General features: G+C 56.5%; 20 protein-coding genes. 14 read left to right on the plus strand and 6 right to left on the minus strand.

Annotated features, from left to right (window positions below):
- Positions 1-13 precede the first annotated feature (13 nt).
- The gene (gene mrcA / locus ACOTX1_RS13615; protein ID WP_023314953.1) at positions 14-2566 is read left to right on the plus strand and encodes a peptidoglycan glycosyltransferase/peptidoglycan DD-transpeptidase MrcA; all 2553 of its coding nucleotides are present in this window, start codon (positions 14-16) and stop codon (positions 2564-2566) included.
- Between the two features lie 94 nt (positions 2567-2660).
- Here mrcA and nudE read toward each other — a convergent pair whose 3' ends face one another.
- A complete protein-coding gene (gene nudE, locus ACOTX1_RS13620; protein ID WP_003861622.1) occupies positions 2661-3221 on the minus strand; it encodes an ADP compounds hydrolase NudE in 561 nt (186 codons plus the stop codon).
- A gap of 327 nt (positions 3222-3548) precedes the next feature.
- On the opposite strand from nudE, the gene ACOTX1_RS13625 reads away from it, so the two are divergent.
- The 4 genes from ACOTX1_RS13625 (at position 3549) to hslO (ending at position 7736) form a co-directional block, all read left to right on the plus strand.
- Positions 3549-5687, plus strand: a complete 2139-nt coding sequence (locus ACOTX1_RS13625) for an intracellular growth attenuator family protein (protein WP_023314954.1) — start codon at positions 3549-3551, stop codon at positions 5685-5687.
- Positions 5688-5751: 64 nt separating this feature from the next.
- A complete protein-coding gene (gene yrfG, locus ACOTX1_RS13630; RefSeq protein ID WP_023314955.1) occupies positions 5752-6435 on the plus strand; it encodes a GMP/IMP nucleotidase in 684 nt (227 codons plus the stop codon).
- Positions 6432-6833 carry a ribosome-associated heat shock protein Hsp15 gene (gene hslR, locus ACOTX1_RS13635; protein WP_003861618.1) on the plus strand — a complete coding sequence of 134 codons (402 nt, stop codon included), beginning with the start codon at positions 6432-6434 and terminating at the stop codon, positions 6831-6833. Before yrfG ends, hslR begins: the two co-directional genes overlap by 4 nt.
- A gap of 18 nt (positions 6834-6851) precedes the next feature.
- Complete coding sequence (gene hslO, locus ACOTX1_RS13640) at positions 6852-7736, plus strand: Hsp33 family molecular chaperone HslO (protein ID WP_006812239.1); 885 nt, start codon at positions 6852-6854, stop codon at positions 7734-7736.
- A 122-nt stretch (positions 7737-7858) separates the two neighbouring features.
- Here hslO and ACOTX1_RS13645 read toward each other — a convergent pair whose 3' ends face one another.
- A complete protein-coding gene (locus ACOTX1_RS13645) occupies positions 7859-9616 on the minus strand; it encodes a DUF4153 domain-containing protein (RefSeq protein ID WP_023314956.1) in 1758 nt (585 codons plus the stop codon).
- Positions 9617-9992: 376 nt separating this feature from the next.
- Here ACOTX1_RS13645 and pckA point away from each other — a divergent pair, with 376 nt between their 5' ends.
- The gene (gene pckA, locus ACOTX1_RS13650; RefSeq protein WP_023314957.1) at positions 9993-11612 is read left to right on the plus strand and encodes a phosphoenolpyruvate carboxykinase (ATP); all 1620 of its coding nucleotides are present in this window, start codon (positions 9993-9995) and stop codon (positions 11610-11612) included.
- Positions 11613-11709: 97 nt separating this feature from the next.
- Here the strand turns inward: pckA and envZ are convergent, their stop codons facing one another.
- Positions 11710-13056, minus strand: coding sequence for a two-component system sensor histidine kinase EnvZ (envZ, locus tag ACOTX1_RS13655; protein WP_003861615.1), 1347 nt, complete (start codon positions 13054-13056; stop codon positions 11710-11712).
- Positions 13053-13772 carry a two-component system response regulator OmpR gene (gene ompR / locus ACOTX1_RS13660; protein ID WP_001157751.1) on the minus strand — a complete coding sequence of 240 codons (720 nt, stop codon included), beginning with the start codon at positions 13770-13772 and terminating at the stop codon, positions 13053-13055. Before ompR ends, envZ begins: the two co-directional genes overlap by 4 nt.
- Positions 13773-14000: 228 nt before the next feature.
- On the opposite strand from ompR, the gene greB reads away from it, so the two are divergent.
- The 5 genes from greB to feoC all read left to right on the plus strand — a co-directional run bounded on the left by greB (position 14001) and on the right by feoC (position 20035).
- Entirely contained in the window at positions 14001-14474 is a 474-nt protein-coding gene (greB, locus tag ACOTX1_RS13665) for a transcription elongation factor GreB (protein ID WP_003861614.1), read from the plus strand.
- A gap of 87 nt (positions 14475-14561) precedes the next feature.
- A complete protein-coding gene (locus tag ACOTX1_RS13670) occupies positions 14562-16892 on the plus strand; it encodes a Tex family protein (RefSeq protein WP_023314958.1) in 2331 nt (776 codons plus the stop codon).
- Between the two features lie 319 nt (positions 16893-17211).
- Positions 17212-17439: a ferrous iron transporter A gene (feoA, locus tag ACOTX1_RS13675; RefSeq protein WP_003861611.1), complete on the plus strand. Its 228-nt coding sequence runs from the start codon at positions 17212-17214 to the stop codon at positions 17437-17439.
- A gap of 30 nt (positions 17440-17469) precedes the next feature.
- Positions 17470-19788 carry a Fe(2+) transporter permease subunit FeoB gene (feoB, locus tag ACOTX1_RS13680; protein WP_263522231.1) on the plus strand — a complete coding sequence of 773 codons (2319 nt, stop codon included), beginning with the start codon at positions 17470-17472 and terminating at the stop codon, positions 19786-19788.
- A 10-nt stretch (positions 19789-19798) separates the two neighbouring features.
- Positions 19799-20035: a [Fe-S]-dependent transcriptional repressor FeoC gene (gene feoC, locus ACOTX1_RS13685; RefSeq protein WP_017384148.1), complete on the plus strand. Its 237-nt coding sequence runs from the start codon at positions 19799-19801 to the stop codon at positions 20033-20035.
- On the opposite strand, the gene bioH is transcribed toward feoC, so the two are convergent.
- The gene (gene bioH / locus ACOTX1_RS13690; RefSeq protein WP_023314960.1) at positions 20010-20792 is read right to left on the minus strand and encodes a pimeloyl-ACP methyl ester esterase BioH; all 783 of its coding nucleotides are present in this window, start codon (positions 20790-20792) and stop codon (positions 20010-20012) included. The two genes, feoC and bioH, sit on opposite strands and share 26 nt — an antisense overlap.
- A 36-nt stretch (positions 20793-20828) precedes the next feature.
- On the opposite strand from bioH, the gene gntX reads away from it, so the two are divergent.
- The 3 genes from gntX (at position 20829) to gntT (ending at position 23768) form a co-directional block, all read left to right on the plus strand.
- The gene (gntX, locus tag ACOTX1_RS13695; protein ID WP_023314961.1) at positions 20829-21509 is read left to right on the plus strand and encodes a DNA utilization protein GntX; all 681 of its coding nucleotides are present in this window, start codon (positions 20829-20831) and stop codon (positions 21507-21509) included.
- Between the two features lie 61 nt (positions 21510-21570).
- Positions 21571-22146, plus strand: coding sequence for a Fe-S biogenesis protein NfuA (gene nfuA, locus ACOTX1_RS13700; RefSeq protein WP_003861601.1), 576 nt, complete (start codon positions 21571-21573; stop codon positions 22144-22146).
- Between the two features lie 305 nt (positions 22147-22451).
- Positions 22452-23768, plus strand: coding sequence for a gluconate transporter (gene gntT, locus ACOTX1_RS13705; RefSeq protein WP_003861600.1), 1317 nt, complete (start codon positions 22452-22454; stop codon positions 23766-23768).
- An 86-nt stretch (positions 23769-23854) separates the two neighbouring features.
- Here gntT and malQ read toward each other — a convergent pair whose 3' ends face one another.
- Positions 23855-25936 (minus strand): 4-alpha-glucanotransferase, encoded by a 2082-nt coding sequence (gene malQ / locus ACOTX1_RS13710; RefSeq protein ID WP_023314962.1) that lies wholly within the window; start codon positions 25934-25936, stop codon positions 23855-23857.
- Position 25937: the final 1 nt, after the last annotated feature.

The raw sequence follows: 25937 nt of genomic DNA on the forward strand, positions 1-25937 counted from the left end.
TGGGAAATCTCCGGTGAAGTTCGTAAAGTATTTATTGATCCTTGCAGTCTGTTGCATTCTGCTGGGAGCAGGCTCGATTATTGGTTTGTACAAATATGTCGAGCCGCAACTCCCTGATGTCGCCACGCTTCGTGATGTGCGGCTTCAGATCCCTATGCAGGTCTATAGCGCCGATGGTGAACTGATGGCGCAATACGGCGAGAAACGTCGTATCCCACTGACCTTAAATCAAATTCCACCCGTGATGGTGAAGGCTTTTATCGCCACCGAGGACAGCCGTTTTTACGAGCACCACGGTGTCGATCCGGTCGGTATTTTCCGTGCGGCAAGCGTGGCGCTGTTCTCCGGTCATGCCTCTCAGGGGGCAAGTACTATTACTCAGCAGCTGGCGCGTAACTTCTTCCTCAGCCCGGAAAAGACGCTGATGCGTAAGATCAAAGAGGTGTTCCTCGCGATCCGCATTGAGCAACTGCTGAGCAAAGACGAGATCCTTGAGCTTTACCTCAACAAGATCTATCTGGGCTACCGCGCCTATGGCGTAGGGGCTGCGGCTCAGGTCTATTTTGGTAAGCCGATCGATCAGCTCACGCTGAGCGAAATGGCGACCATTGCCGGCCTGCCAAAAGCGCCATCCACGTTTAACCCGCTCTACTCGCAGGACCGCGCCACCGCGCGCCGTAACGTGGTGCTGTCGCGTATGTTGAGCGAAGGCTATATCAGTCAGTCTGAGTACGATAAGGCGCGCAGCGACGTTATTGACGCCAATTACCATGCGCCGGAAATCGCCTTCTCTGCACCGTATCTCACTGAAATGGTTCGCCAGGAGATGGTGAGTCGCTACGGTGATAAAGCGTATGAAGATGGTTATCGCGTCTATACCACCGTGACCCGCAAAGTGCAGCAGGCTGCCCAGCAGGCGGTGCGTAATAACGTGATGGATTACGATATGCGTCACGGCTATCGCGGCCCGTCCAACGTGCTGTGGAAAGTGGGGGAAGGCGCATGGGACAGTAAAAAAATCACTGATTCCCTGAAAGCGCTGCCGACCTATGGCCCGCTGCGTCCGGCTGTCGTCACCCAGGCCGATCCACAGGAAGCGGTGGCGATGATGGCCGATGGCACATCCGTTTCGCTGCGCATGGAGGGTGTCCGCTGGGCGCGTCCGTACCGCTCTGACACTCTTCAGGGCCCGACGCCACGTAAAGTGACCGATGTGGTACAAACCGGACAACAAATCTGGGTCCGTCAGGTCGGTGATGCCTGGTGGCTGGCGCAGGTGCCGGACGTCAACTCTGCGCTGGTCTCCATCAATCCGCAGAACGGTGCCGTGATGGCGCTGGTTGGCGGGTTCGATTTCAACCAGAGCAAATTTAACCGCGCGACCCAGGCACTGCGTCAGGTTGGTTCGAACATCAAACCGTTCCTGTATACCGCGGCGATGGATAAGGGGCTGACGCTCGCCAGCATTCTCAACGACGTGCCAATTTCCCGCTGGGATGCCGGTGCGGGCTCTGACTGGCAGCCGAAGAACTCTCCGGCGCAATACGCTGGCCCTATCCGTCTGCGTCAGGGCCTTGGCCAGTCGAAGAACGTGGTCATGGTTCGCGCGATGCGTGCGATGGGCGTTGATTATGCGGCAGAGTATCTGCAACGCTTCGGCTTCCCGGCGCAAAACATTGTTCATACCGAATCTCTGGCGCTCGGCTCCGCGTCCTTTACGCCGCTCCAGGTCGCTCGTGGCTACTCGGTGATGGCGAACGGGGGATTCCTGGTCGATCCGTATTTCATCAGCAAAATCGAGAACGATCAGGGCGGCGTACTGTTTGAAGCGAAACCGAAAATTGCCTGCCCTGAATGCGATATTCCGGTGATTTACGGCGACACGCCAAAATCCAATGTCCTGGAAAACAAGGATATGGAAGATGTGGCGATCTCTCAGGAACGTCAGAATCTGGCGGTGCCGCAGCCTCAGCTGGAACAGGCCAATCAGGCGCTGGTCGCCCAGAGTGGCGCGCAGGAGTACGCCCCGCACGTGATCAGCACGCCGCTGTCGTTCCTGATTAAGAGCGCACTGAACACCAACATCTTTGGCGAACCGGGCTGGCAAGGCACCGGCTGGCGAGCGGGCCGCGATTTGCAGCGCCACGACATCGGCGGCAAAACCGGGACAACCAACAGTTCAAAAGATGCCTGGTTCTCAGGTTATGGCCCGGGCGTTGTCACCTCGGTCTGGATTGGTTTTGACGATCACCGCCGCACTCTGGGGCGCACAACCGCTTCTGGCGCGATTAAAGATCAGATTTCCGGTTACGAGGGTGGGGCTAAGAGTGCGCAACCGGCCTGGGATGCTTACATGAAGGCCGCTCTCGAGGGCGTGCCGGAGCAGCCGCTAACGCCTCCGCCGGGCATTGTCACGATCAATATTGACCGCAGCACTGGACAGCTCGCGAATGGCGGTAATAGCCGTGCCGAGTATTTCATCGAGGGTACGCAGCCAACCACGCAGGCGGTGCATGAGGTGGGTACAGAGATCATTGATAACGGCGAGACGCACGAACTGTTCTGACGCCAACTAAAAAGCCGGGTGGCGACTACGCCTGACCCGGCCTACAACATCAATGCAAAACGGCAACCTTCGGTTGCCGTTTTTAATGGTGGCGCTACAAACGCCCCTGCCCCTTCAGCCACTCTCGTACCAGGAACAGTGCGCTCACGTTGCGTGCCTCGTTAAAGTCAGGATCTTCCAGCAAATCCATCAGATGAGCCAGCGGCCAGCGAACCTGCGGCAGCGGTTCCGGCTCGTCTCCTTCCAGCGATTCAGGATAGAGATCTTCCGCGACAACGATGTTCATTTTGCTGGAGAAATAGGACGGCGCCATGCTCAGCTTTTTAAGGAACGTCAGCTCTTTCGCGCCAAAGCCGACCTCTTCTTTCAGCTCCCGGTTTGCCGCTTCAAACACCGTTTCGCCCGGATCGATCAGTCCTTTGGAGAAGCCCAGCTCGTAGGATTCAGTGCCCACGGCGTATTCACGAATGAGGATCAGGTGCTCGTCGACGATAGGCACTATCATCACCGCTTCACGCGAGGAGGGGCGCATACGCTCATAAACACGACGCACACCGTTGCTGAACTCCAGATCCACGCTTTCGACATTAAACAGACGCGATTTCGCGACGGTTTCAACATTCAGAATGGTGGGCTTTTGTAAGGGTTTGGTCATCTTGACGGGTCTTTGCTGGGTGAACTGGCTTTATTGTGCGATACGCCGCACGGTTTCGGCAATGTCAATTGCTCTTTATTTACATTTATGCAACGTAATTGAATGCGATTCTCATTTCAAAACAAATGTCAAGAGGTTGAAATGTTTCCAGGAATTTGCTGATATCGCGCCGGAACAGGCTTTGTTATCATTACCGGTCACTGGGATGCGCGTCAACATGCTCAAGTTAGACTCCATACTTGCCGATAGCCGACCACAGAATCTCATTCATTGTACAAAAGGTGCGACTGACAACACCTGTAAGAAGATAAGTAAGATGGGGAAAGCATGAGCACCATTTTGATTTTTCTCGCTGCTGTGCTGGCCTGCGCGTCGATTGCGGTGTGGGTATTCAGGCGCCGCGTACATCGCCGTTATCGGCTGCCCTTTTTAAACGCGTTCGCCGGGGCAAACACGCGCAAGCTTTCGCCAGAGGAACGCAGCACCGTTGAGCAGTATCTCGACACGCTGAACCGATCCCGGCTTTCGCCTGGCCCTACCGGCGCCAGCACCGCCCCCGTATCGCTCAACCTTAACGCCCAAAGCGACACCGTTCTGTGCGTGACGCGCTCCATTACCCGCTATGGCATCACAACCGACGATCCCAACAAATGGCGTTACTATCTCGACTCTGTTGAAGTACACCTGCCTCCCTTCTGGGAACAGTATATTAACGACGAAAACAGCGTCGAGCTCATCCATACCGATACGCTGCCGCTGGTTATCTCCCTCAATGGTCATACTCTGAGCGAATATGTTCAGGAAGCGCCACGCTTTGCGCTGGAACGCGCGAGCGGAACGCAGGCCTCTATTCGTGGTGAAGAGACAGAGCAGATTGAACTGCTCAACATCCGCCAGGAAACGCATGAAGAGTACGTCCTGAGCCGCCCGGATGGCATTCGCGAAGCGGTGCTGATTGTCGTCTCGTTCCTGCTCTTTTTCATCTGCCTGCTGACGCCGGACGTGTTTGTTCCGTGGCTCGCGGGTGGCGCAGTACTGCTTCTGGCCGCCGGGCTGTGGGGCATATTTGCCCCGCCGGCAAAAACGTCATTACGCGAAATTCACTGCCTGCGCGGAACCCCAAAACGTTGGGGACTGTTCGGTGAGAACGATCAGGAACATATCAACAATATCTCGCTCGGGATCATCGATCTTATCTATCCACGCCACTGGCAGCCGTGGATTGCGCAGGACCTGGGCCACAAAACGGATATTGATATCTATCTCGACCGCCACGTTGTACGCCAGGGACGTTACTTATCCCTGCACGACGAAGTAAAAAACTTCCCGCTTCAGCACTGGCTTCGCAGCGCGGTGATTGCCGGTGGCGCCGCGTTAATCTTCCTCATGCTGCTGCTTTTCGTGCCGCTGGATATGCCAATTAAATTTACCCTGTCATGGATTAAAGGGGCGCAAACCGTGGAAGCCACCAGCGTACAGCAGCTCGAAGAAGCGGGTGTACGCGTGGGGGATACGTTGCGGCTGAAAGGCACCGGGATGTGTAATATCCACTCACCGGGTGCCTGGAACACGCGCCAGAACTCGCCGTTCGCGCCGTTCGACTGCTCTCAGATCATCTGGAATGACGCCTCTCCGCTGCCGCTGCCGGAATCGGATGTGGTCAATAAGGCCACTGCGCTCACCCAGACGATTAATCGCCAGCTCCATCCAAAACCGGATGATGATTCTCGCGTCAGCCCTGCCCTGCGTTCGGCTATTCAGAAGTCGGGCATGGTGCTGCTGGATGACTTTGGCGAAATCGTCCTGAAAACCGAGGATCTCTGTTCCGCCCAGGATGACTGTATCCGGCTGAAGAACGCGCTGGTCAACCTCGGCAACAGCAAAGACTGGGACGCGCTGGTGAAACGCGCCGAAGCGGGACGCCTGGACGGTGTGAACGTGCTTCTGCGTCCGGTCAGCGCCGAGTCGCTGGATAATCTGGTGGCGACCTCTACCGCCCCCTTCGTGATGCGTGAAACCACCCGTGCCGCCCAGGCGCTTAACAGCCCGGCGCCGGGCGGTTTTGTGATTGCCAGCGATGAAGGCAGCGACCTGGTGGATCAACCTTATCCGCAGGTTTCGCTGTATGACTATCCTGCCCAGGAGCAGTGGAGCGAATTCCAGCGTCTGGCGCAGATGCTGATGCAGACGCCATTCAGCGCGGAAGGGATCGTCACCACCCTCTTCACCGACGCCAACGGCACGCGTCATATTGGCCTGCACCGTATGCCGGATAGCGCTGGCCTGTGGCGCTATATAGGGACATCCCTGCTGCTGATTGCGATGCTGGCGTGCATCGTCTGGAACGGTTATCAGGCCGTACGCCGCTATCAGCGTTCCCGCACGCGGCTGGCAGAAATCCAGGCCTACTACGAAAATTGCCTTAACCCGAAACTGATCTCCTCTTCTGAGAGCCTGATCGGATAACGTCCCTGCGCGACAAGTTGTGCTACCCTGTCGCGCACGTTTCTTCTGGCTGGAGTTCCCCCTTATGCATCTTGATATCGACTGGCAGGCGGTCGATACCGTCCTGCTTGATATGGACGGCACGCTGCTTGATCTCGCCTTTGATAACTATTTCTGGCAAAAGCTGGTCCCGGAAACTTACGGTGAACAGCAGGGGATCTCCCCGGCAGAAGCGCAGGAATTCATTCGTTCGCAATATAGCGCGGTGCAGCATACGCTAAACTGGTACTGTCTTGACTACTGGAGCGAGCGACTCGGTTTGGATATTTGTGCCATGACCACCGCCCAGGGCGCACGCGCCGTACTGCGCGAAGATACGGTCCCGTTCCTGGACGCGCTGAAAGCCTGCGGTAAGCGCCGTATTTTGCTGACAAATGCGCATCCCCATAACCTGGCCGTGAAGCTGGAACATACCGGTCTTGCTTCGCACCTTGATTTATTGCTTTCCACCCACACATTTGGTTATCCGAAAGAGGATCAGCGGTTGTGGCATGCCGTGGTGGAAGAGACCGGTTTACAGCCGGAACGCACGCTGTTTATTGACGACAGCGAGCCGATTCTGGATTCTGCGGCCGCTTTTGGCATTCGCTATTGTCTGGGCGTGACTAATCCGGATTCCGGCCTGGCTGAAAAAAGCTATCTGCGACATCCGGGGCTGAACGACTATCGCCGGATGATCCCCTCACTCACCGTGAAGGAGACGCCATGAAAGAAAAACCCTCTGATGGGGTAAGACTGGATAAATGGCTGTGGGCCGCCCGTTTTTACAAAACGCGCGCCCTTGCCCGTGAAATGGTTGACGGCGGAAAGGTGCATTACAACGGTCAGCGCAGCAAACCGAGCAAGCTGGTTGAACTGAATGCCACGTTAACGCTTCGCCAGGGCAACGATGAGAAAACGGTGGTGGTGAAAGCCATTACCGAACAACGGCGGCCCGCAACCGAAGCCGTTTTGCTGTATGAAGAGACGGCCGAAAGCATAGAGAAGCGCGAGAAAACCGCGCTGGCGCGCAAAATGAACGCGCTAACTATGCCTCACCCGGACCGGCGACCGGATAAAAAAGAGCGCCGCGATCTGATGAAATTTAAACACGGTGAGAGCGAGTAACCCTCACCTGCACGAGAGATGAAAATGGCCCAACACGACCAATTACACCGCTATCTGTTTGAACAATTCGCCGTGCGCGGCGAGCTGGTCACCGTATCCGAAACCTGGAAACAGATTCTGGAAAACCACAACTACCCGCTGCCGGTGAAAACCCTGTTGGGCGAACTGCTGGTGGCCACCAGCCTGCTGACCGCCACGCTGAAGTTCGCTGGCGATATTACCGTTCAGTTGCAGGGTGATGGCCCGATGTCGCTGGCGGTGATCAACGGTAATAACCAGCAGCAAATGCGCGGCGTGGCGCGCGTTCAGGGCGATATCCCTGAAAATGCGGATCTGAAAACGCTGGTCGGAAATGGCTACCTGGTTATCACGATTTCGCCTGAAGAGGGTGAGCGCTATCAGGGCGTTGTCGGTCTGGAAGGCGATACGCTTGCCGCCTGCCTGGAAGATTACTTCATGCGTTCCGAACAGCTGCCAACCCGCCTGTTCATCCGCACCGGTGAAGTAGATGGTCAGCCTGCTGCCGGTGGTATGCTGCTTCAGGTTCTGCCTGCGCAGGATGCACAGACCAATGATTTCGAGCATCTGGCAACGCTGACGGAAACCATCAAAGCGGAAGAGCTGTTCACCCTGTCGGCGACCGACGTGCTGTGGCGTCTCTACCACGAAGAAGAAGTGACGGTTTACGATCCGCAGGCGGTGGAATTTAAGTGCACCTGCTCCCGCGAGCGTTGTGCTGGTGCCCTGAAAACGCTGCCGGATGAAGAGATCGACAGCATCATGGCGGAAGACGGTGAAATCGATATGCACTGTGACTACTGCGGTACGCACTACGTGTTCAATTCGATGGATATCGCGGAGATCCGCAATAACGCCTCTCCGGCGGATCCGCAGGTTCACTAAGCTCTGAGCCTGATGCCCGGCGGCGCTATGCTCGCACGGGCCTACAATGAATTGTGCAATTTTTTGATATGATTGCTAATTGTAGGCCGGGTAAGCGTAGCGCCACCCGGCAAGAAAAAGCACTAACGCCACTGCGCATTATTGTAACTGTCGTAGCTCATATCGACACGCTCCCCAAAAATCTCAATATCCGCCCAGGGCTTCACGACAGATTTCACTTTCCTCTGCCTTAATGCGCGGTCAAGTTCTCCTCTGGTCAATGCCTCCGGCATTTTCCACGCGTCCCCGGCGATCCTCCAGCCCGTGTTAGTTTGTGTGTAAGCCACGATCGTGCGATCGGTAAATTGAAATAGCACGGCTTCCGGCTTGCCGTCGCTGTTAAGATCCAGCGGCATAAGTAAACAGTTACTCTGGGCGCTATCGCAGCTCTCGAAGCGATACTGATTGCTGAGCATGGCTTGCCACAATGTCTTATCAGGATGAGCCATTCCCGGTGCGAGCTGGACCTGTTTTTCCAGCATCGCGGCGGTCATCTTACCTGCTCCGCCAGCATTCCTGGAGAGAAGACCATTTATTTCACGCTGGCGTTTTGGGTTAGAGATAAACTGCGGATCGTTTTGCAGCGTGAGCATCGCCTCCCGCCCCTTTCGTCCAGCGTTACTGAGCATATACAGGCTGACTTGATCCGCAGTTATTCTGCCGTCCTGATAGCGGGCCATATGGCTTGCAACACTTATTCGCCACGGATCCAGCACGGGGGTATGGACCAACGCCAGGAAAATGAGGGAAAGCAGCCCGGTCGCCGGGATGACGTACGCATGGATCTTCTGCGGTTCACGGCGCTGAATCAGAGCGCTGGCGCAAAAACCGATCGCCCAGACCAGCGCCACGATGGTTATCAATACCCCGTACAGACGCTCGGGTGACCAGCCGTATTGCGAAATGCGTAGCCACAGCGCCCACCCCGCCAGAACCGGATACGCGGGTACGATAGCCACAGCGAGGCGAATCATCCCTCGCAGCGGGGCATAGTAAGGCAGTGTTTGACGCTGTGGATGCCACACTATCGTCACCAGGAATAACAGCAGCAGCGCTAAGGTGGTCAGCAAGCCCGCGGCGGATATTCTGGCTGAAATGGATTCAAAGCCGACAAAAGGCAACGCGCCAATAAAGAGCAGCGCCAGCGCCGCCATCAGGGGAAGCAGACCGGTGGCGATGAGGGTCAGCAGATTTTGCAGGGCAAGGATTAACCTTACCTGCATACGCGTGAGCACAGCCGCACTGGCTGAAACCACGCCAATCGCCACTGAAATAAACCCGTCAGAATGAAAGAAAAGCCGATCAAAAAAGCCGATGCCGATAAGTTCGAAAAGCTCGGCCCAGAGGAAAAGCACCAGCCAGAAGAGACCATTCGAAACAAAAATAATGAGCAGTGTCAGCGCGTTATGCCAGTTTCGTTGATAAAAGTCGCTGTAGAACGAGGTAGTCGGGACGGGATCCAGACGCCGCTGAAGCCATGGCAACACGAACAGCGTCATCAGCAGCAGATGAAAGCCGAAAACGAGCATCTCATCTCTGAGATTCCAGCTTTCGAGTCCTGCAACGCTCCACTTAAGCCAGCCGCCCATACCCGCGACTGCCGCGCCGATCATCCCGAGTGACAGCCACAAAAATGGCTTTCTGAATGACGTCATGGCAAGAGACAACGTGGTTGTCATTACCACGGTGGCAGGTACTACACACATCAGCCACAGCGTATCCGATGGCAATTTTGCGTACTCGATATACCACGTGATTACATAGCAAATTACGCCCTGTAGAGCCCCCGCCAGCACGACGGCTACGCGCGTTAAAGCGGATAACGTCTCACGGTTTTCCATTTCTCATCCCTTGTTCATGAAAAATCTATTGTCTCATCAAAGCAAAACTCTGGCCCCCACCTCAAACTCTGAAAATAGCTGACCCAAGAGACCTGAATCGTTTTCCCAGTGTAACCCTTACGTAATTTTCTTACATGTATGCGATTACATTCACATTCTTCTGGATAAATTCACCAGAGATTAACCTTTTAAGAACATTTTCCCCATCCAAAAAGCGATTCCTGCGATAATCTGCCCGCCCTGTGACTGGAGTCGCAGCGTTTTCCGTTAGTAAGGGTTTTGACCAGATACGTAAATCTATGAGCCCCGTCGCGGTTAACATCCCCAGAAAAACCCTACAATTTCAGGCAGTACATATTGGCTAAGGAGCAGTGATATGCGTGTTAATGGTTTAACCCCGCAAGATCTCAAGGCTTATGGTATTCACGACGTCCAGGAAGTGGTCTACAACCCCGATTACGATACGCTGTATCAGGAAGAGCTCAATCCGGCACTGGAAGGATACGAGCGTGGTGTGTTGACGAACCTGGGTGCTATCGCCGTCGATACGGGTATTTTTACCGGTCGTTCGCCGAAAGATAAGTATATCGTCCGAGATGACACCACCCGCGATACGCTGTGGTGGGCTGATAAGGGCAAAGGTAAGAACGATAACAAACCGCTCTCCCCGGAAACCTGGCAGCATCTGAAAGGACTTGTCACCCATCAGCTTTCCGGCAAGCGTCTGTTTATTATTGATGCGTTCTGCGGCGCTAACGCCGACACCCGTCTCTCCGTACGATTTATCACCGAAGTGGCCTGGCAGGCGCATTTTGTGAAGAACATGTTCATTCGTCCAACCGATGAAGAACTGCAAGACTTCACCCCTGACTTTATCGTGATGAACGGCGCGAAATGCACCAACCCGCAGTGGAAAGAGCAGGGTCTGAACTCCGAAAACTTTATCGCCTTCAACCTGACCGAGCGTATCCAGCTGATCGGCGGTACCTGGTACGGCGGCGAAATGAAGAAAGGGATGTTCTCGGTCATGAACTACCTGCTGCCGTTGCGCGGTATCGCCTCCATGCACTGCTCGGCGAACGTCGGGGAAAAAGGCGATGTAGCAGTGTTCTTCGGCCTTTCCGGCACCGGTAAAACAACGCTGTCCACCGATCCAAAACGTCGTCTGATTGGCGACGATGAACATGGCTGGGATGATGACGGCGTGTTTAACTTTGAAGGCGGCTGCTACGCGAAGACCATTCGCCTGTCGGAAGAGGCAGAGCCGGATATCTACCACGCGATTCGCCGCGATGCGCTGCTGGAAAACGTCACCGTGCGTGCCGATGGCTCTATCGACTTCGACGATGCCTCGAAAACGGAAAACACCCGCGTCTCTTACCCGATCTACCACATCGAGAACATCGTCAAGCCGGTATCGAAGGCGGGTCACGCCACGAAGGTGATTTTCCTGACCGCGGATGCATTCGGCGTGCTGCCACCGGTTTCCCGCCTGACCGCCAGCCAGACGCAGTACCATTTCCTCTCCGGCTTTACCGCTAAACTGGCGGGTACCGAGCGCGGTGTGACCGAGCCAACCCCAACCTTCTCCGCCTGCTTCGGCGCGGCGTTCCTGTCGCTGCACCCAACGCAGTACGCGGAAGTGCTGGTGAAACGCATGCAGGCATCCGGCGCCCAGGCATACCTGGTAAACACCGGCTGGAACGGTACGGGCAAACGTATCTCCATCAAAGATACACGCGCCATCATCGACGCGATTCTGGATGGTTCGCTGGATAACGCCGAGACCTTTACGCTGCCGATGTTCGATCTGGCGATCCCAACAGAGCTGCCGGGCGTGGATACGCGTATCCTGGATCCGCGTAACACCTACGGTTCACCGGAACAGTGGCGTGAGAAGGCTGAATCGCTGGCGAAACTGTTTATCGAAAACTTCGAGAAGTATACCGACACCCCGGCGGGTGCTGCGCTGGTGAGTGCGGGACCGAAGCTGTAGGTAAAAGCAAAAAGGCAACGAAAGTTGCCTTTTTTAATGTTTTTTCCCTCTCCCCGTGGGAGAGGGCCGGGGTGAGGGCATCAGGCCCCACCCTTTTTTAACTCTCTTTCACCTGACCCCGTAAAACCGGCACCGGTAACCACGCACGAATGCTCAAACCACCCCGCTCGCTGGTGCCAATTTCCAGCAGTCCGTTATGGTTATCAACAATACGCTGCACAATCGCCAGGCCTAAGCCGGTTCCGCTGGTGCTGCGCGCGCTGTCGCCGCGCACAAATGGCTGGAACAGGTGCTTACGCTGCTCAGGCTTGATGCCCGGGCCATCGTCTTCCACCTGGAACCAGGCGCGGTTGAGTTCCGTACCGCTGCTGACTTTGATCCAGCCGTTGCCGTAGCGCGCCGCGTTGACCACCATATTCGCCACCGCGCGTTTAATGGAGAGCGGGTGCATACGTACCTGAATCTCACCTGCCTGAAGGTCGGTCGCAATTTCACGTTCGTAGCCGCTTTCGGCAGCAACCACTTCGCCCAGAACCGCATTCAGATCCGCCATCTCCATCGGCATCTCCTGCCCGGTGCGCAGGTAGTCGATAAACTGCTCGATGATGGCGTTACACTCTTCGATATCCTTGTTGATGGACTCTGCAAGATAACCATCCTGCTCGCCCATCATCTCCGTCGCCAGCCGGATACGCGTCAGGGGCGTGCGAAGGTCATGGCTGACCCCCGCCATCAGCAGCGTACGGTCGTCCGCCAGCTGTTTAACGCCTGCCGCCATGTGGTTAAACGCACGCGTTACCGAGCGCACTTCCGATGCGCCATACTCGCGCAGCGGCGGTGGGATAATACCTTTACCGACCTGTAATGCTGCATGCTCCAGGTCGACCAGCGGTCGGTTCTGGATACGAATAAACAGCCATGCGCCGCCGATGGCCAGCAGCATGATCGCCAGGGTGTATCGGAACAGCGGTGAGAAGTCGCCCTGATGAATCTCGGTGAGCGGAACACGCACCCAGATGTTGGGTGACAGCCAGGTTTTCAGCCAGACAACCGGCGAGCTTTTATTGACCTCAACGCGCACTTCCGTCGGGCCGCCAAGCTGCTGCGCCATCTGCTGGCTGAGGAATTCATAGTGCTGCGCCCAGCGCAGGCCAGCATCTTCCGCCGCTTCGTTCGAGTAGAGAGAAATGCCCAGCTCACGGTAGATTTCCCGACGGAACGCCGGGGGAACAACCAACTGCGTGCCGTCCTCCAGCTGCAGCTTATCGGTCATCAGCATACGCACTTCGTATGCCAGCACCTTATTAAACTGCTGAAGGCTCGGCAGGATTGCAAAGTTCAGCACCACCAGGTAGGTCGTCACCAGACTGACAAACAGCAGGGTGACGATCAATAACAGCGTGCGGGCAAACGAACTTCGCGGCGAGAAGCGCATTCGCCTCATGCTTTAGAGCCGTCCGGGACAAACACGTAGCCCAGACCCCAAACGGTCTGAATATAACGAGGATGCGCCGGATCTTCTTCCACCATACGACGCAGACGAGAGATTTGCACGTCGATAGAACGCTCCATCGCGGAGTATTCACGACCACGCGCCAGGTTCATCAGCTTGTCACGGGAGAGCGGCTCACGCGGGTGGCTGACCAGCGCTTTCAGCACCGCGAACTCACCGCTGGTGAGCGGCATTGGCTCATCTTCACGGAACATCTCACGGGTGCCGAGGTTCAGCTTAAACTTACCGAATGCAATGACGGCCTCTTCCTGAGATGGCGCGCCCGGCAGTTCGTTCGCCTGACGACGCAGCACGGCGCGAATACGCGCCAGCAGTTCACGCGGGTTAAACGGCTTTGGAATGTAGTCATCAGCGCCAATCTCAAGGCCGACAATACGGTCGACTTCTTCACCCTTCGCCGTCACCATGATGATCGGCATCGGGTTGCTCTGGCTGCGCAGACGGCGGCAAATAGAGAGCCCGTCTTCGCCAGGCAGCATCAGGTCCAACACCATCAGGTGGAAAGATTCACGCGTCAGCAGACGATCCATCTGTTCCGCGTTCGCGACGCTACGAACCTGGAAGCCCTGCTCGGTCAGATAACGTTCCAGCAGCGCACGCAGGCGCATGTCGTCATCTACGACCAGAATTTTGTAGTTCTCTTGCATTGTGTGTACTCCCAAAGGTTCGGATAAGCCTGGAACAGCGTATTCTAAAAAAGTGCACGGGTTCGACCAGCAAATTCTGGTATAAATTCTAGACGAAATTGTTACAAAGCATATTTAACAGCAGCTTATCTGTTCATTTCATCACATAAATCATTATTAATCTTGTCTGTTACACTGTGCGCTACGTATTGTGCGCAAAGACAGTTAACCGGCATTAAAGGCTGCACCATGAAAACGCCTCTGATCACCCGCGAAGGGTACGAGAAACTCAAAAAAGAGATGGATTACCTGTGGCGCGAAGAGCGTCCGGAAGTGACCAAAAAAGTCACCTGGGCCGCAAGTCTGGGCGACCGCAGCGAGAATGCGGACTATCAGTACAATAAAAAGCGACTGCGCGAAATCGATCGCCGGGTACGCTACCTGACGAAGTGTCTCGAGAATCTCAAAATTGTCGATTACTCCCCGCAGCAGGAAGGTAAAGTGTTCTTCGGCGCGTGGGTCGAAATTGAAAACGACAACGGCGATACCCTGCGTTTTCGTATCGTCGGCTATGATGAAATTTTCGGTCGTAAGGATTACATTTCTATCGATTCACCCATGGCCCGCGCCCTGCTGAAAAAAGAGGTGGGCGATTTAGCCGTTGTCCAGACGCCCGCAGGTGAAGCAAGCTGGTACGTCAACGAAATCGTGTATGTTAAATAGTCCGAGAGCGCCCTCCCCGGCTGGCATTTTTTGGTGTCAGCCCGTATAACTATCCCCCTGATTTTCGATCCACAAGATGAACTGACCATGATGAAAGAGTCGCTCTGCCGCATTATTGCGGGTGAACTTCAGGCCAGAGCCGAACAGGTAGAAGCTGCCGTTCGCCTGCTTGATGAAGGGAACACCGTGCCGTTTATTGCACGTTATCGTAAGGAAGTCACCGGCGGTCTGGATGACACGCAGCTGCGAAACCTGGAGACCCGTCTGGGCTATCTGCGCGAGCTGGAAGACCGACGTCAGGCGATCCTCAAATCTATCGGCGAGCAGGGCAAGCTGACCAGTGACCTGGAAAAAGCCATTAACGGCACCCTGAGCAAAACCGAACTCGAAGACCTCTATCTGCCGTACAAACCGAAGCGCCGCACGCGCGGGCAGATTGCGATCGAAGCCGGCCTTGAGCCGCTGGCCGATCTGCTGTGGAACGAGCCGTCTCACGATCCGGAAACCGAAGCCGCCAAGTTTATCGACGCCGATAAAGGCGTAGCAGACACCAAAGCCGCGCTGGACGGTGCTCGCTATATTCTGATGGAGCGCTTCGCCGAAGACGCGGCGCTGCTGGCCAAAGTGCGTGATTACCTGTGGAAGAACGCGCATATCGTCTCCACCGTGGTGTCCGGCAAAGAGGAAGAAGGCGCGAAATTCCGCGACTATTTCGATCACCACGAACCCATTTCTACCGCGCCGTCTCACCGCGCGCTGGCGATGTTCCGCGGCCGTAACGAAGGCGTGCTGCAACTCTCCCTGAATGCCGATCCGCAGTTTGACGAGCCGCCAAAAGAGAGCCACTGCGAGCAGATCATTATGGATCATCTGGGCCTGCGCCTGAACAACGCACCGGCGGACAGCTGGCGCAAAGGCGTGGTGAGCTGGACCTGGCGCATTAAGGTGCTGATGCACCTCGAAACCGAGCTGATGGGCACCGTGCGCGAGCGCGCCGAAGACGAAGCGATCAACGTCTTCGCCCGTAACCTGCACGACCTGCTGATGGCTGCGCCAGCTGGCCTGCGCGCCACCATGGGTCTCGATCCGGGTCTGCGTACCGGCGTGAAGGTGGCCGTGGTTGACGGCACCGGCAAGCTGGTTGCCACCGACACCATTTACCCGCACACCGGTCAGGCAGCGAAAGCGGCTGTCGTCGTCGCCGCGCTGTGCGAGAAGTACAACGTTGAGCTGGTTGCCATCGGTAACGGTACGGCGTCCCGCGAAACCGAACGTTTCTATCTCGACGTGCAGAAGCAGTTCCCGAAAGTGACGGCGCAGAAAGTGATCGTCAGCGAAGCGGGGGCATCAGTCTACTCCGCCTCTGAGCTGGCAGCGCAGGAGTTCCCGGATCTGGACGTTTCCCTGCGCGGCGCGGTCTCTATCGCCCGTCGTTTGCAGGATCCGCTGGCGGAGCTGGTGAAGATCGACCCGAAATCCATCGGTGTGGGCCAGTATCAGCACGACGTGAGCCAGACGCAGCTGGCGCGCAAGCTGGATGCGGTAGTGGAAGACTGTGTTAACGCCGTCGGCGTGGACCTGAACACCGCTTCCGTTCCCCTGCTGACCCGCGTGGCGGGCCTGACCCGTATGATGGCACAGAATATCGTCGCCTGGCGTGATGAGAACGGTCAGTTCCAGAACCGCCAGCAGCTGCTGAAGGTGAGCCGTCTGGGGCCGAAAGCATTTGAGCAGTGCGCGGGCTTCCTGCGCATCAACCACGGCGATAACCCGCTGGATGCCTCTACCGTTCACCCGGAAGCGTACCCTGTTGTTGAGCGCATCCTGGCCGCGACTCAGCAGGCGCTTAAAGACCTGATGGGCGACAGCAGCGCGCTGCGTAACCTGAAAGCGGTGGATTTCACCGACGAACAGTTCGGTGTGCCGACGGTCACTGACATCATCAAAGAGCTGGAAAAACCGGGCCGCGATCCGCGTCCTGAGTTTAAAACCGCGACCTTTGCTGACGGCGTGGAAACCATGAACGACCTGCTGCCGGGCATGGTGCTGGAGGGGGCGGTAACCAACGTCACCAACTTTGGCGCGTTTGTGGATATCGGCGTGCATCAGGACGGTCTGGTGCATATCTCTTCCCTCGCCGACAAGTTCGTTGAAGATCCGCACACCGTGGTCAAAGCGGGCGACATCGTGAAGGTGAAAGTGCTGGAAGTGGATCTCCAGCGCAAGCGTATTGCCCTGACCATGCGTCTGGACGAGCAGCCGGGCGACACTAACGCGCGCCGTGGCGGTAATGGCGGTGGCCGTGAACAGCAGCGTCCGGCAGCGAAAGCCGCGAAGCCACGCGGACGTGACGCACAGCCAGCAGGCAACAGCGCGATGATGGATGCGCTGGCAGCGGCGATGGGTAAGAAACGCTAATACTGTAAATGCCCGGTGGCGCGACGCTTACCGGGCCTACGGTTTTGTAGGCCGGGCAAACGCAGTGCCGCCCGGCAAGCAGGCCGCAGGGAATTAAAATAAATAAGTTGTATCCATATTTAAACCACGAATTATCACCTCATTAACAAATAGCCTTCTTTTTATTTTCACCTCAATTTCGCAAATATTGAGCAAGGTCAAGCAGACCGCAAATTAATACGATTAACAACATCCCGTCACATTTTTATTATTGCTGATAAAAACTATTCTCATTATCATCGCAGTGTAGATTATTTAACCTCTCGTGGAATCAGGCGCTATGCAATTCACTCCAGACAGTGCGTGGAAAATTATCGGTTTTACCCGTGAGATAAGCCCGGCCTATCGGCAGAAGCTGCTGTCCCTGGGCATGCTACCCGGCTCATCGTTCCAGGTGGTGCGCGTTGCGCCGTTGGGCGATCCTGTTCATATCGAAACCCGACGCGTTAATCTGGTTCTGCGTAAAAAAGACCTCGCATTAATTGAAGTTGAATCTTTATCCCGTTAACAAGCCAGCGGTTTCAGTGAGTCTATTACAATGAAAAAATTAACTATTGGCTTAATTGGCAATCCTAATTCCGGCAAGACAACCTTATTTAATCAGTTAACCGGCGCACGCCAGCGTGTGGGAAATTGGGCAGGCGTAACGGTTGAACGCAAAGAGGGCCAGTTCACTACAACAGATAATCAGGTCACGCTGGTTGATTTACCGGGGACCTATTCACTCACCACGATTTCATCCCAGACCTCACTCGATGAGCAAATTGCCTGCCACTATATTCTGAGCGGCGACGCGGATCTGCTCATCAATGTGGTGGATGCCTCCAATCTCGAACGAAATCTGTATCTCACGTTACAGCTGCTGGAGCTGGGTATTCCCTGCATCGTGGCGCTTAACATGCTCGACATCGCCGAGAAGCAAAAGCTGCGCATCGACGTCGATGCCCTCTCCGCACGCCTGGGCTGCCCGGTGGTTCCGCTGGTTTCTACCCGCGCACGCGGCATTGACGCCCTGAAGCTGGCGATTGACCGCCACACGGGCAATGCCGACGTCGAACTGGTGCACTACGCCCAACCCCTGCTGCGCGAAGCCGGGCAACTGGCGCAGGAGATGGACAACAGCATGCCCGCCAGACAACGTCTGTGGCTTGGCCTGCAAATGCTGGAAGGCGATATCTACAGCCGCACCTACGCAGGCGATGCGGCGGATAAGCTGGGCGTCGCGCAGGCTCGCCTGAGCGACGAGCTGGACGATCCCGCTCTGCATATTGCGGATGCGCGCTATCAGGCCATCGCCGCTATCTGTGACGTGGTCAGCAATGCATTAACCGCTGAACCCAGCCGCTTCACCGCCGCCGTGGATAAGATTGTGCTCAACCGCTTCCTCGGTTTGCCGATCTTTTTACTGGTGATGTACGTGATGTTCCTGCTCGCCATTAACATCGGCGGTGCATTACAACCTATCTTTGATGGCGGCTCTGTCGCTATCTTCGTGCACGGTATTCAGTGGCTGGGCTACACCCTCCACTTCCCGGAATGGTTGACCATCTTCCTTGCGCAGGGGATCGGCGGCGGGATTAATACCGTCCTGCCACTAGTACCGCAGATCGGCATGATGTACCTGTTCCTCTCCTTCCTTGAGGATTCCGGCTACATGGCGCGCGCGGCCTTCGTAATGGACCGCCTGATGCAGGCGCTGGGGCTGCCGGGGAAATCCTTCGTGCCGCTGATTGTCGGTTTTGGCTGTAACGTGCCGTCAGTCATGGGCGCGCGTACGCTGGATGCCCCGCGCGAACGCCTGATGACCATCATGATGGCGCCGTTCATGTCCTGTGGCGCGCGTCTGGCGATCTTCGCGGTCTTTGCCGCGGCGTTCTTTGGTCAGGAAGGGGCGCTGGCCGTCTTCTCCCTGTATGTGCTGGGTATCGTGATGGCTATTCTCACCGGCCTGATGCTGAAGCACACCATCATGCGTGGCGAAGCGTCGCCGTTCGTGATGGAACTGCCGGTTTATCACGTTCCGCATCTGAAAAGCCTGATTATTCAGACATGGCAGCGCCTGAAGGGCTTCGTTCTGCGCGCCGGTAAGGTGATTGTGGTGGTCAGCATTTTCCTGAGCGCCCTGAACAGCTTCACCCTGAGCGGCCAGGCCGCGGACAACATTAATGACTCTGCCCTGGCCTCCGTCAGCCGGATCATTACGCCGGTCTTCAAACCGATTGGCGTTCAGGAAGACAACTGGCAGGCAACCGTGGGCCTGTTCACCGGCGCGATGGCAAAAGAGGTGGTTGTCGGCACCCTGAACACGCTTTACACCGCGGAAAACATCCAGGAAGAGGAGTTCAACCCGGCAGCGTTCAACCTCGGCGATGAACTGCTTGGCGCGGTGGAAGAGACCTGGCAGAGCCTGAAAGACACCTTCAGCCTGAGCGTACTGGCGAACCCGATTGAAGCCAGCAAAGGCGACGGCGAAATGGCGACCGGAGCAATGGGCGTGATGGGCCAGAAATTTGGCAGCGCGTCGGCGGCCTACAGCTACCTGATCTTCGTCCTGCTCTATATTCCATGCATCTCGGTCATGGGCGCCATTGCCCGTGAGTCCAGCCGCGGCTGGATGGGCTTCTCCATTCTGTGGGGGCTGAACATTGCCTACTCGCTGGCGACCGTGTTTTATCAGGCCGTCAATTACAGCCAGCATCCGCGCTACAGCCTGGTCTGTATCCTCGCGGTGATCCTGTTTAACGTAATGGTGATTGGCCTGCTGCGCCGGGCGCGTAGCCGCGTTGACATTAACCTGCTGGCAACGCGCAAAACCCCAACGACCTGCTGTAACAGCCCAGCAGGCGACTGTCACTGAGGGGAAAAAGATGGCATCGTTGATTCAGGTTCGTGACTTACTGGCGTTACAGGGACGAATGGAGGCGAAGCAGCTCAGCCTCAGCCTGCATACGCCGCAGCCGATGATCGATGCCATGCTGGAAAGGCTGGAGGCGATGGGGAAAGCCGTGCGCATTCAGGAAGAGCCGGACGGTTGTCTGTCCGGCAGTTGCAAGAGTTGTCCTGAAGGTAAAGCCTGTCTCAGGGAGTGGTGGACGCTTCGCTGATAAAACCGGACAGCGCCGAACAAAACTCAGCAGGATGAGAGATGAACGGCGCATGTGCCGCTTTGGCAACCACCATTGATTTACTCTCCGGCCACAGCGCATCCAGCAGCGGAACCACCTTGCGCGGAACCAGTCCATCCAGATAGCCATAAATACGCAGATGCGGCACCGTTAACGACGCCAGCGGCTCGCGCAGATCGGCCGTTTTCAGGATCTCCAGTCCACCGTTCAGCACCTCAACCTCCGGCATCGGCAGAGAAAGCACCGTCTGCTTCAACGTCCGTGCGTCCTGACGGGCGGTTTCTGTTCCCATGGTTTGTAGCGCCAGAAAACGCTCCACCGTCCGCTGGAAGTCTTCGCTCAGCTGATACTGGAACCCGGCCAGCACCTCGGGTTTAATGCCCGGCCACGCCTCGCTGGCGCTGAAACAGGGTGATGAGGCAACGGTGATCAGCGCCTGGACCCGCTCAGGATGGCGCAGCGCAATCTGGCTTACCACCAGCCCGCCCAGGCTCCAGCCGAGCCAGACGGCTTTTTGCGGCGCCGCTTCCAGAACCTGCTCCGCCATGTCGTCAAGCGTCATCGCGCCATAGCCGTGGCTACGGCCATAGCCCGGTAGATCCACCAGGTGTACCGTGAATTGCGAGGCCAGTTCCTCACTTATGCAACGCCACACTTCGGCGTTCAGTCCCCATCCGTGCAGCAGCACAAGATGACAATTTCCCGTCCCAACGGTCTGCCACCACAGCGTCTTCATCAGTTAACGTTCTCTTTTTTCACATGGAGGTTGCGTATGCTAACAGTGCCCGGCTTGTGCTGGCTATGCCGAATGCCACTTGCGATGAGCGTGTGGGGCGTCTGTTCCGTTTGCACGCGAGCGCTGGGTTACCTGAAGGGCTGTCCGCAATGCGGCTTGCCTGCCGTCAGCCAGACGCTTCCCTGCGGCCGATGCCTGAAAAAAGCGCCGCCGTGGAGCGCGCTGGTGGCGGTGGATGATTATGTATTGCCGCTGAGTCGTCTGGTTCATCAGTTCAAATTTTCCAGCCAGATCGCGCTGGCGCAGCCGCTGGCACGCCTGTTATTACTGGCGGTATTGCAGGCGCGAAGAACGCGTGGGCTAGCGCCGGTCGACACGCTCGTGAACGTGCCACTGTTTCAGCGCCGCCACTGGCGGCGGGGATACAATCAAAGCGACCTGCTGTGTCGTCCGCTCGCCCACTGGCTGGGTTGCCGGTACCCCGCCTCTGCACTGAAACGTACTCATGCCACTGCCGTTCAGCACCGGCTCAACGCCCGGTCGCGCAAAAGGAACCTGAAAAACGCCTTTCGCCTTGAATTGCCGGTCAACGGCCTCCATATCGCGATTGTGGATGATGTCGTCACCACGGGCAGTACCGTGGCTGAACTTTCCCGACTGCTTTTGCAAAGCGGCGCCGCGTCAGTTCAGGTATGGTGTCTGTGCCGTACCTTGTAGCCCTTCTTCAATGGGCGTATGATTATACCCAGGTAATTTAGTCAACTATTAGGCCAAAGCTATGATCCGTATTTCCGATTCTGCACAAGCGCACTTTGCCAAACTGCTGGCAAATCAGGAAGAAGGGACGCAGATCCGCGTGTTTGTGATCAATCCAGGCACTCCGAATGCAGAATGTGGTGTCTCTTATTGTCCTCCGGATGCCGTGGAAGCAACTGACACTGCCCTTAAATTTGAACAGCTCACCGCGTACGTTGATGAGCTGAGCGCGCCGTATCTTGAAGATGCGGAGATTGATTTCGTCACCGACCAGCTGGGTTCTCAGCTGACGCTGAAGGCACCGAACGCGAAAATGCGTAAAGTCTCTGACGATGCCCCGCTGATGGAGCGTGTGGAATATCTGCTGCAATCGCAGATCAACCCGCAGCTGGCCGGCCACGGGGGACGTGTTTCCCTGATGGAAATCACCGAAGATGGTCTGGCAATCCTGCAATTCGGCGGCGGCTGTAACGGCTGCTCCATGGTCGATGTCACCCTGAAAGAAGGGATCGAGAAGCAGCTGCTGAACGAATTCCCGGAACTGAAAGGCGTGCGCGATCTGACAGAGCACCAGCGCGGCGAGCACTCCTACTACTGATTCAGTGCCCGTCTGTATTGCCCGGTGGCGCTGCGCTTACCGGGCCTACATTTTCTTGCCTCCCCCTCTATATGTTGACCTGCGTCTCATAATTCAAATTTTGCCTCCCTGGGTGATTCTCAATCACATCATGTTACCCGTATCATTCTCGTGGGCACTCAACACCCTTATAACAGCCGACTAAACTTAACGTTTTCGCAGGCATCAGTATGAGTGCCGTTAACACTCTGTTCCCAGTTGGGACAACCGGAATTTGTCGTTGAAACAATGACGTTACCCATAACAATTCAAAGGCCAGGTCAATCATGCCATTAGTCATCGTCGCTATCGGTGTTGTGTTATTACTGCTCTTGATGATCCGCTTCAAAATGAACGGATTTATCGCTCTGGTTCTGGTGGCACTGGCAGTCGGTCTGATGCAGGGAATGCCGCTGGTTAAAGTTATCAGCTCCATTAAAGCCGGTGTCGGCGGTACGCTCGGCAGCCTGGCGCTGATCATGGGCTTCGGCGCCATGCTCGGTAAAATGCTCGCGGACTGCGGTGGCGCGCAGCGTATTGCCACTACCCTTATCGATAAATTTGGCAAGCAGCACATCCAGTGGGCGGTGGTGTTAACCGGTTTTACCGTCGGTTTCGCACTGTTCTATGAAGTGGGCTTCGTCCTGATGCTGCCGCTGGTGTTCACCATCGCCGCTGCCGCCAACATCCCGCTGCTGTTCGTGGGCGTGCCGATGGCTGCGGCGCTGTCCGTCACCCACGGTTTCCTGCCGCCGCACCCGGGTCCAACGGCTATCGCCACCATCTTCCACGCCGATATGGGTAAAACCCTGCTGTTCGGTACGATTCTGGCGATCCCGACGGTGATTCTGGCAGGCCCGGTGTATGCGCGCTTCCTGAAAGGCATCGATAAGCCTATCCCGGAAGGGCTGTACAGCGCCAAAACCTTTACTGAAGAAGAGATGCCAGGCTTTGGCGTCAGCGTCTGGACCTCACTGGTACCGGTGATCCTGATGGCGATGCGTGCCATAGCAGAGATGGTTCTGCCGAAAGGTCACGCGTTCCTGTCCGTTGCGGAGTTCCTGGGCGACCCGGTAATGGCAACGCTGATTGCGGTATTGATTGCGATGTTTACCTTCGGTCTTAACCGCGGTCGCTCCATGGATCAGATCAACGACACGCTGACCTCTTCCATCAAAATCATCGCCATGATGCTGCTGATCATCGGCGGCGGCGGCGCGTTCAAGCAGGTGCTGGTCGACAGCGGCGTGGATAAATACATCGCTGCCATGATGCATGAAACCAACGTATCGCCGCTGCTGATGGCGTGGTCTATCGCCGCCGTTCTGCGTATTGCGCTGGGCTCTGCGACCGTTGCGGCGATTACCGCAGGCGGCATCGTGGCACCGCTGATTGCCACGACGGGCGTCAGCCCTGAACTGATGGTTATCGCGGTCGGTTCGGGCAGCGTGATTTTCTCCCACGTGAACGATCCGGGCTTCTGGCTGTTCAAGGAGTACTTCAACCTGACCATCGGTGAAACCATCAAGTCCTGGTCCGCGCTGGAAACCATTATTTCGGTGTGCGGTCTGGTCGGTGTGCTGCTGTTGAATATGGTGGTTTGATGTAAAAAAGCCGGGTAGCGCTGACGCTTACCCGGCCTACATTCTATTCCCTCTCCCTCTGGGAGAGGGTTAGGGTGAGGGTGAAACTACCGCTTATTACCCACCGCTCTTCTGTGCTTGTCCAAATCCTTAATCAGCCTGTTCACCCCATCATCGGCAAACATCGCCTCAAGCGTGGTGGACAGTTTGCGTCGCCAGTTTTTGTATTGATAGCTGGTGCCGGGGATGTTTACCGGCTCCGCCATATCAATCCAGTCTTCCGGTTGCAGACCGAGCAATGCGCTGTTGCTGTCGGCAATATAGCGCTGTAAGCCACGATTAAGCGTTGGCGTCATCGACATCAGCGACGCCTTATGCCCGGCGCGCTTCGGCAGACAGCCATGCTTATGCAGCGCGTCCAGCAGCCCCTGTTTCGCCAGCTCGCGATCCTGATACAACCCGCGCAGAACCTCTTCATCCGGGTAGAGACCTAACGTTTTGCCGAGCGTCAGGTCGCCGCTTTCCCAGTAGCCTCTGAGCGTAGGAAGATCATGCGTCGTCGCGACTGCCATTGACTGTTCAGGGTACGCTTTCGGCGCGCGGAAGGTTTTCTCATGGTCGTTTTCAAAATACAGCACTTTGTAGGAGTAGACGCCGCTGTCGCGGAGCTTACTGACAATTTCCACCGGCACGGTTCCGAGATCTTCGCCAATCACCATGCACTGATGACGTTTACTCTCCAGCGCGAGGATTGAGAGCAAATCGTCCACCGGATATTGCACGTACGCCCCGTGGTCAGCCGTTTCACCGTACGGGATCCACCACAGGCGCAGCACGGACATCACGTGGTCGATACGCAACGCGCCGCAGTTCTGCATGTTAGCGCGCAGCAGGTCGATAAACGGCTCGTAGGCACGCGCCGCCATCACGTGCGGATCCATTGGCGGTAAGCCCCAGTTCTGACCAAGCGGGCCCAGAATATCCGGCGGCGCACCCACCGAAGCATTCAGGCAGTAAAGCTCGCGGTCACACCAGGTTTCCGCCCCGCCTTCCGCCACGCCGACGGCCAGATCGCGATACAGCCCGATCGGCATGTTATAGCCCTGGCTCACCTGCCAGCAGGCGGCAAACTGGCTGTACGCCAGCCACTGCAACCAGAGATAGAAATCCACCTCGTCGGCATGCGTCTCACAGAACGCCTTCACTTCCGGGGTATCCACGGACTGATACGCTTCCGGCCACACCGGCCAGCCCCAGCGCATCTCATCCTCCTGGACCTGATACGCATGCAGCGCATCAAACGCCGCCTGCCAGTAAAGGCTCTCGCCTTCCTGCATCACAAACTGGCGGAAGGCTGCCATCTGCTCGTCGTCACGCTTCGCAAAGCCCTTCCATGCCAGACGCAGCGCCGCCATTTTCAGCGCGGTCACGGAGGCATAATCGACCCAGTCCGCATCGCGGGCCTGTTTCAGCATCTGTTGGGTGGTCTCAAGCTTCCACCACGCCTGCGCCTCTTTGCTGTTTTTGAAATCGTCTAACGCGTTAACGTCGATATAAATCACGTTCAGCCAGCGACGGGACGACGGGCTGTACGGGCTGGCGCTTTCCGGGTTGGCCGGATAGAGGGCGTGGATCGGGTTGAGGCCGATGAACGCGCCGCCGCGCTCGCCCACGGATGCCAGCATCTTTTTCAGGTCGCCAAAATCGCCAATGCCCCAGTTACTGTCCGAACGCAGGGTATAGAGCTGCACGCAGGCGCCCCACAGCTTTTTGCCTTCAAGCAGCGCCTGCGGCTCATAGCAACGCTTTGGCGCCACGATCACCCGACAGTGAAAACGCTGGTCGTCCCGGGTAAGCGTAAGCGTGTGGTAGCCCTCCGGCAGCTTCGCCGGAAGGTTAAGGGTTTTGCCGCCTGTGGCATGGCCTTTGTGCTGATGCCCCTCTTCGGTGGTGAGCAGCCAGCTGAACTCGCCGCGCCCTTCCACCGCCAGCGGCATCTTTTTGCCCGCGGTAAAGACCTTCACGTTCGGTACCGGCGCACCCGACGCTTTCGCGTCGGTTTTGTGCATGGCATCCAGCAAACGTCTTTTGGTGTCCGCACCAATAGACTGCGGTTTGCCGTGCGCATTGATGTAACTGAGGCTAATTCCCGCCGCCTGCGCGGCACTGTCCAGACGTTTACTCTCCATC

The organism is Enterobacter cloacae complex sp. IR5401 (assembly GCF_049238425.1).
GTDB lineage: Bacteria > Pseudomonadota > Gammaproteobacteria > Enterobacterales > Enterobacteriaceae > Enterobacter > Enterobacter hormaechei_C.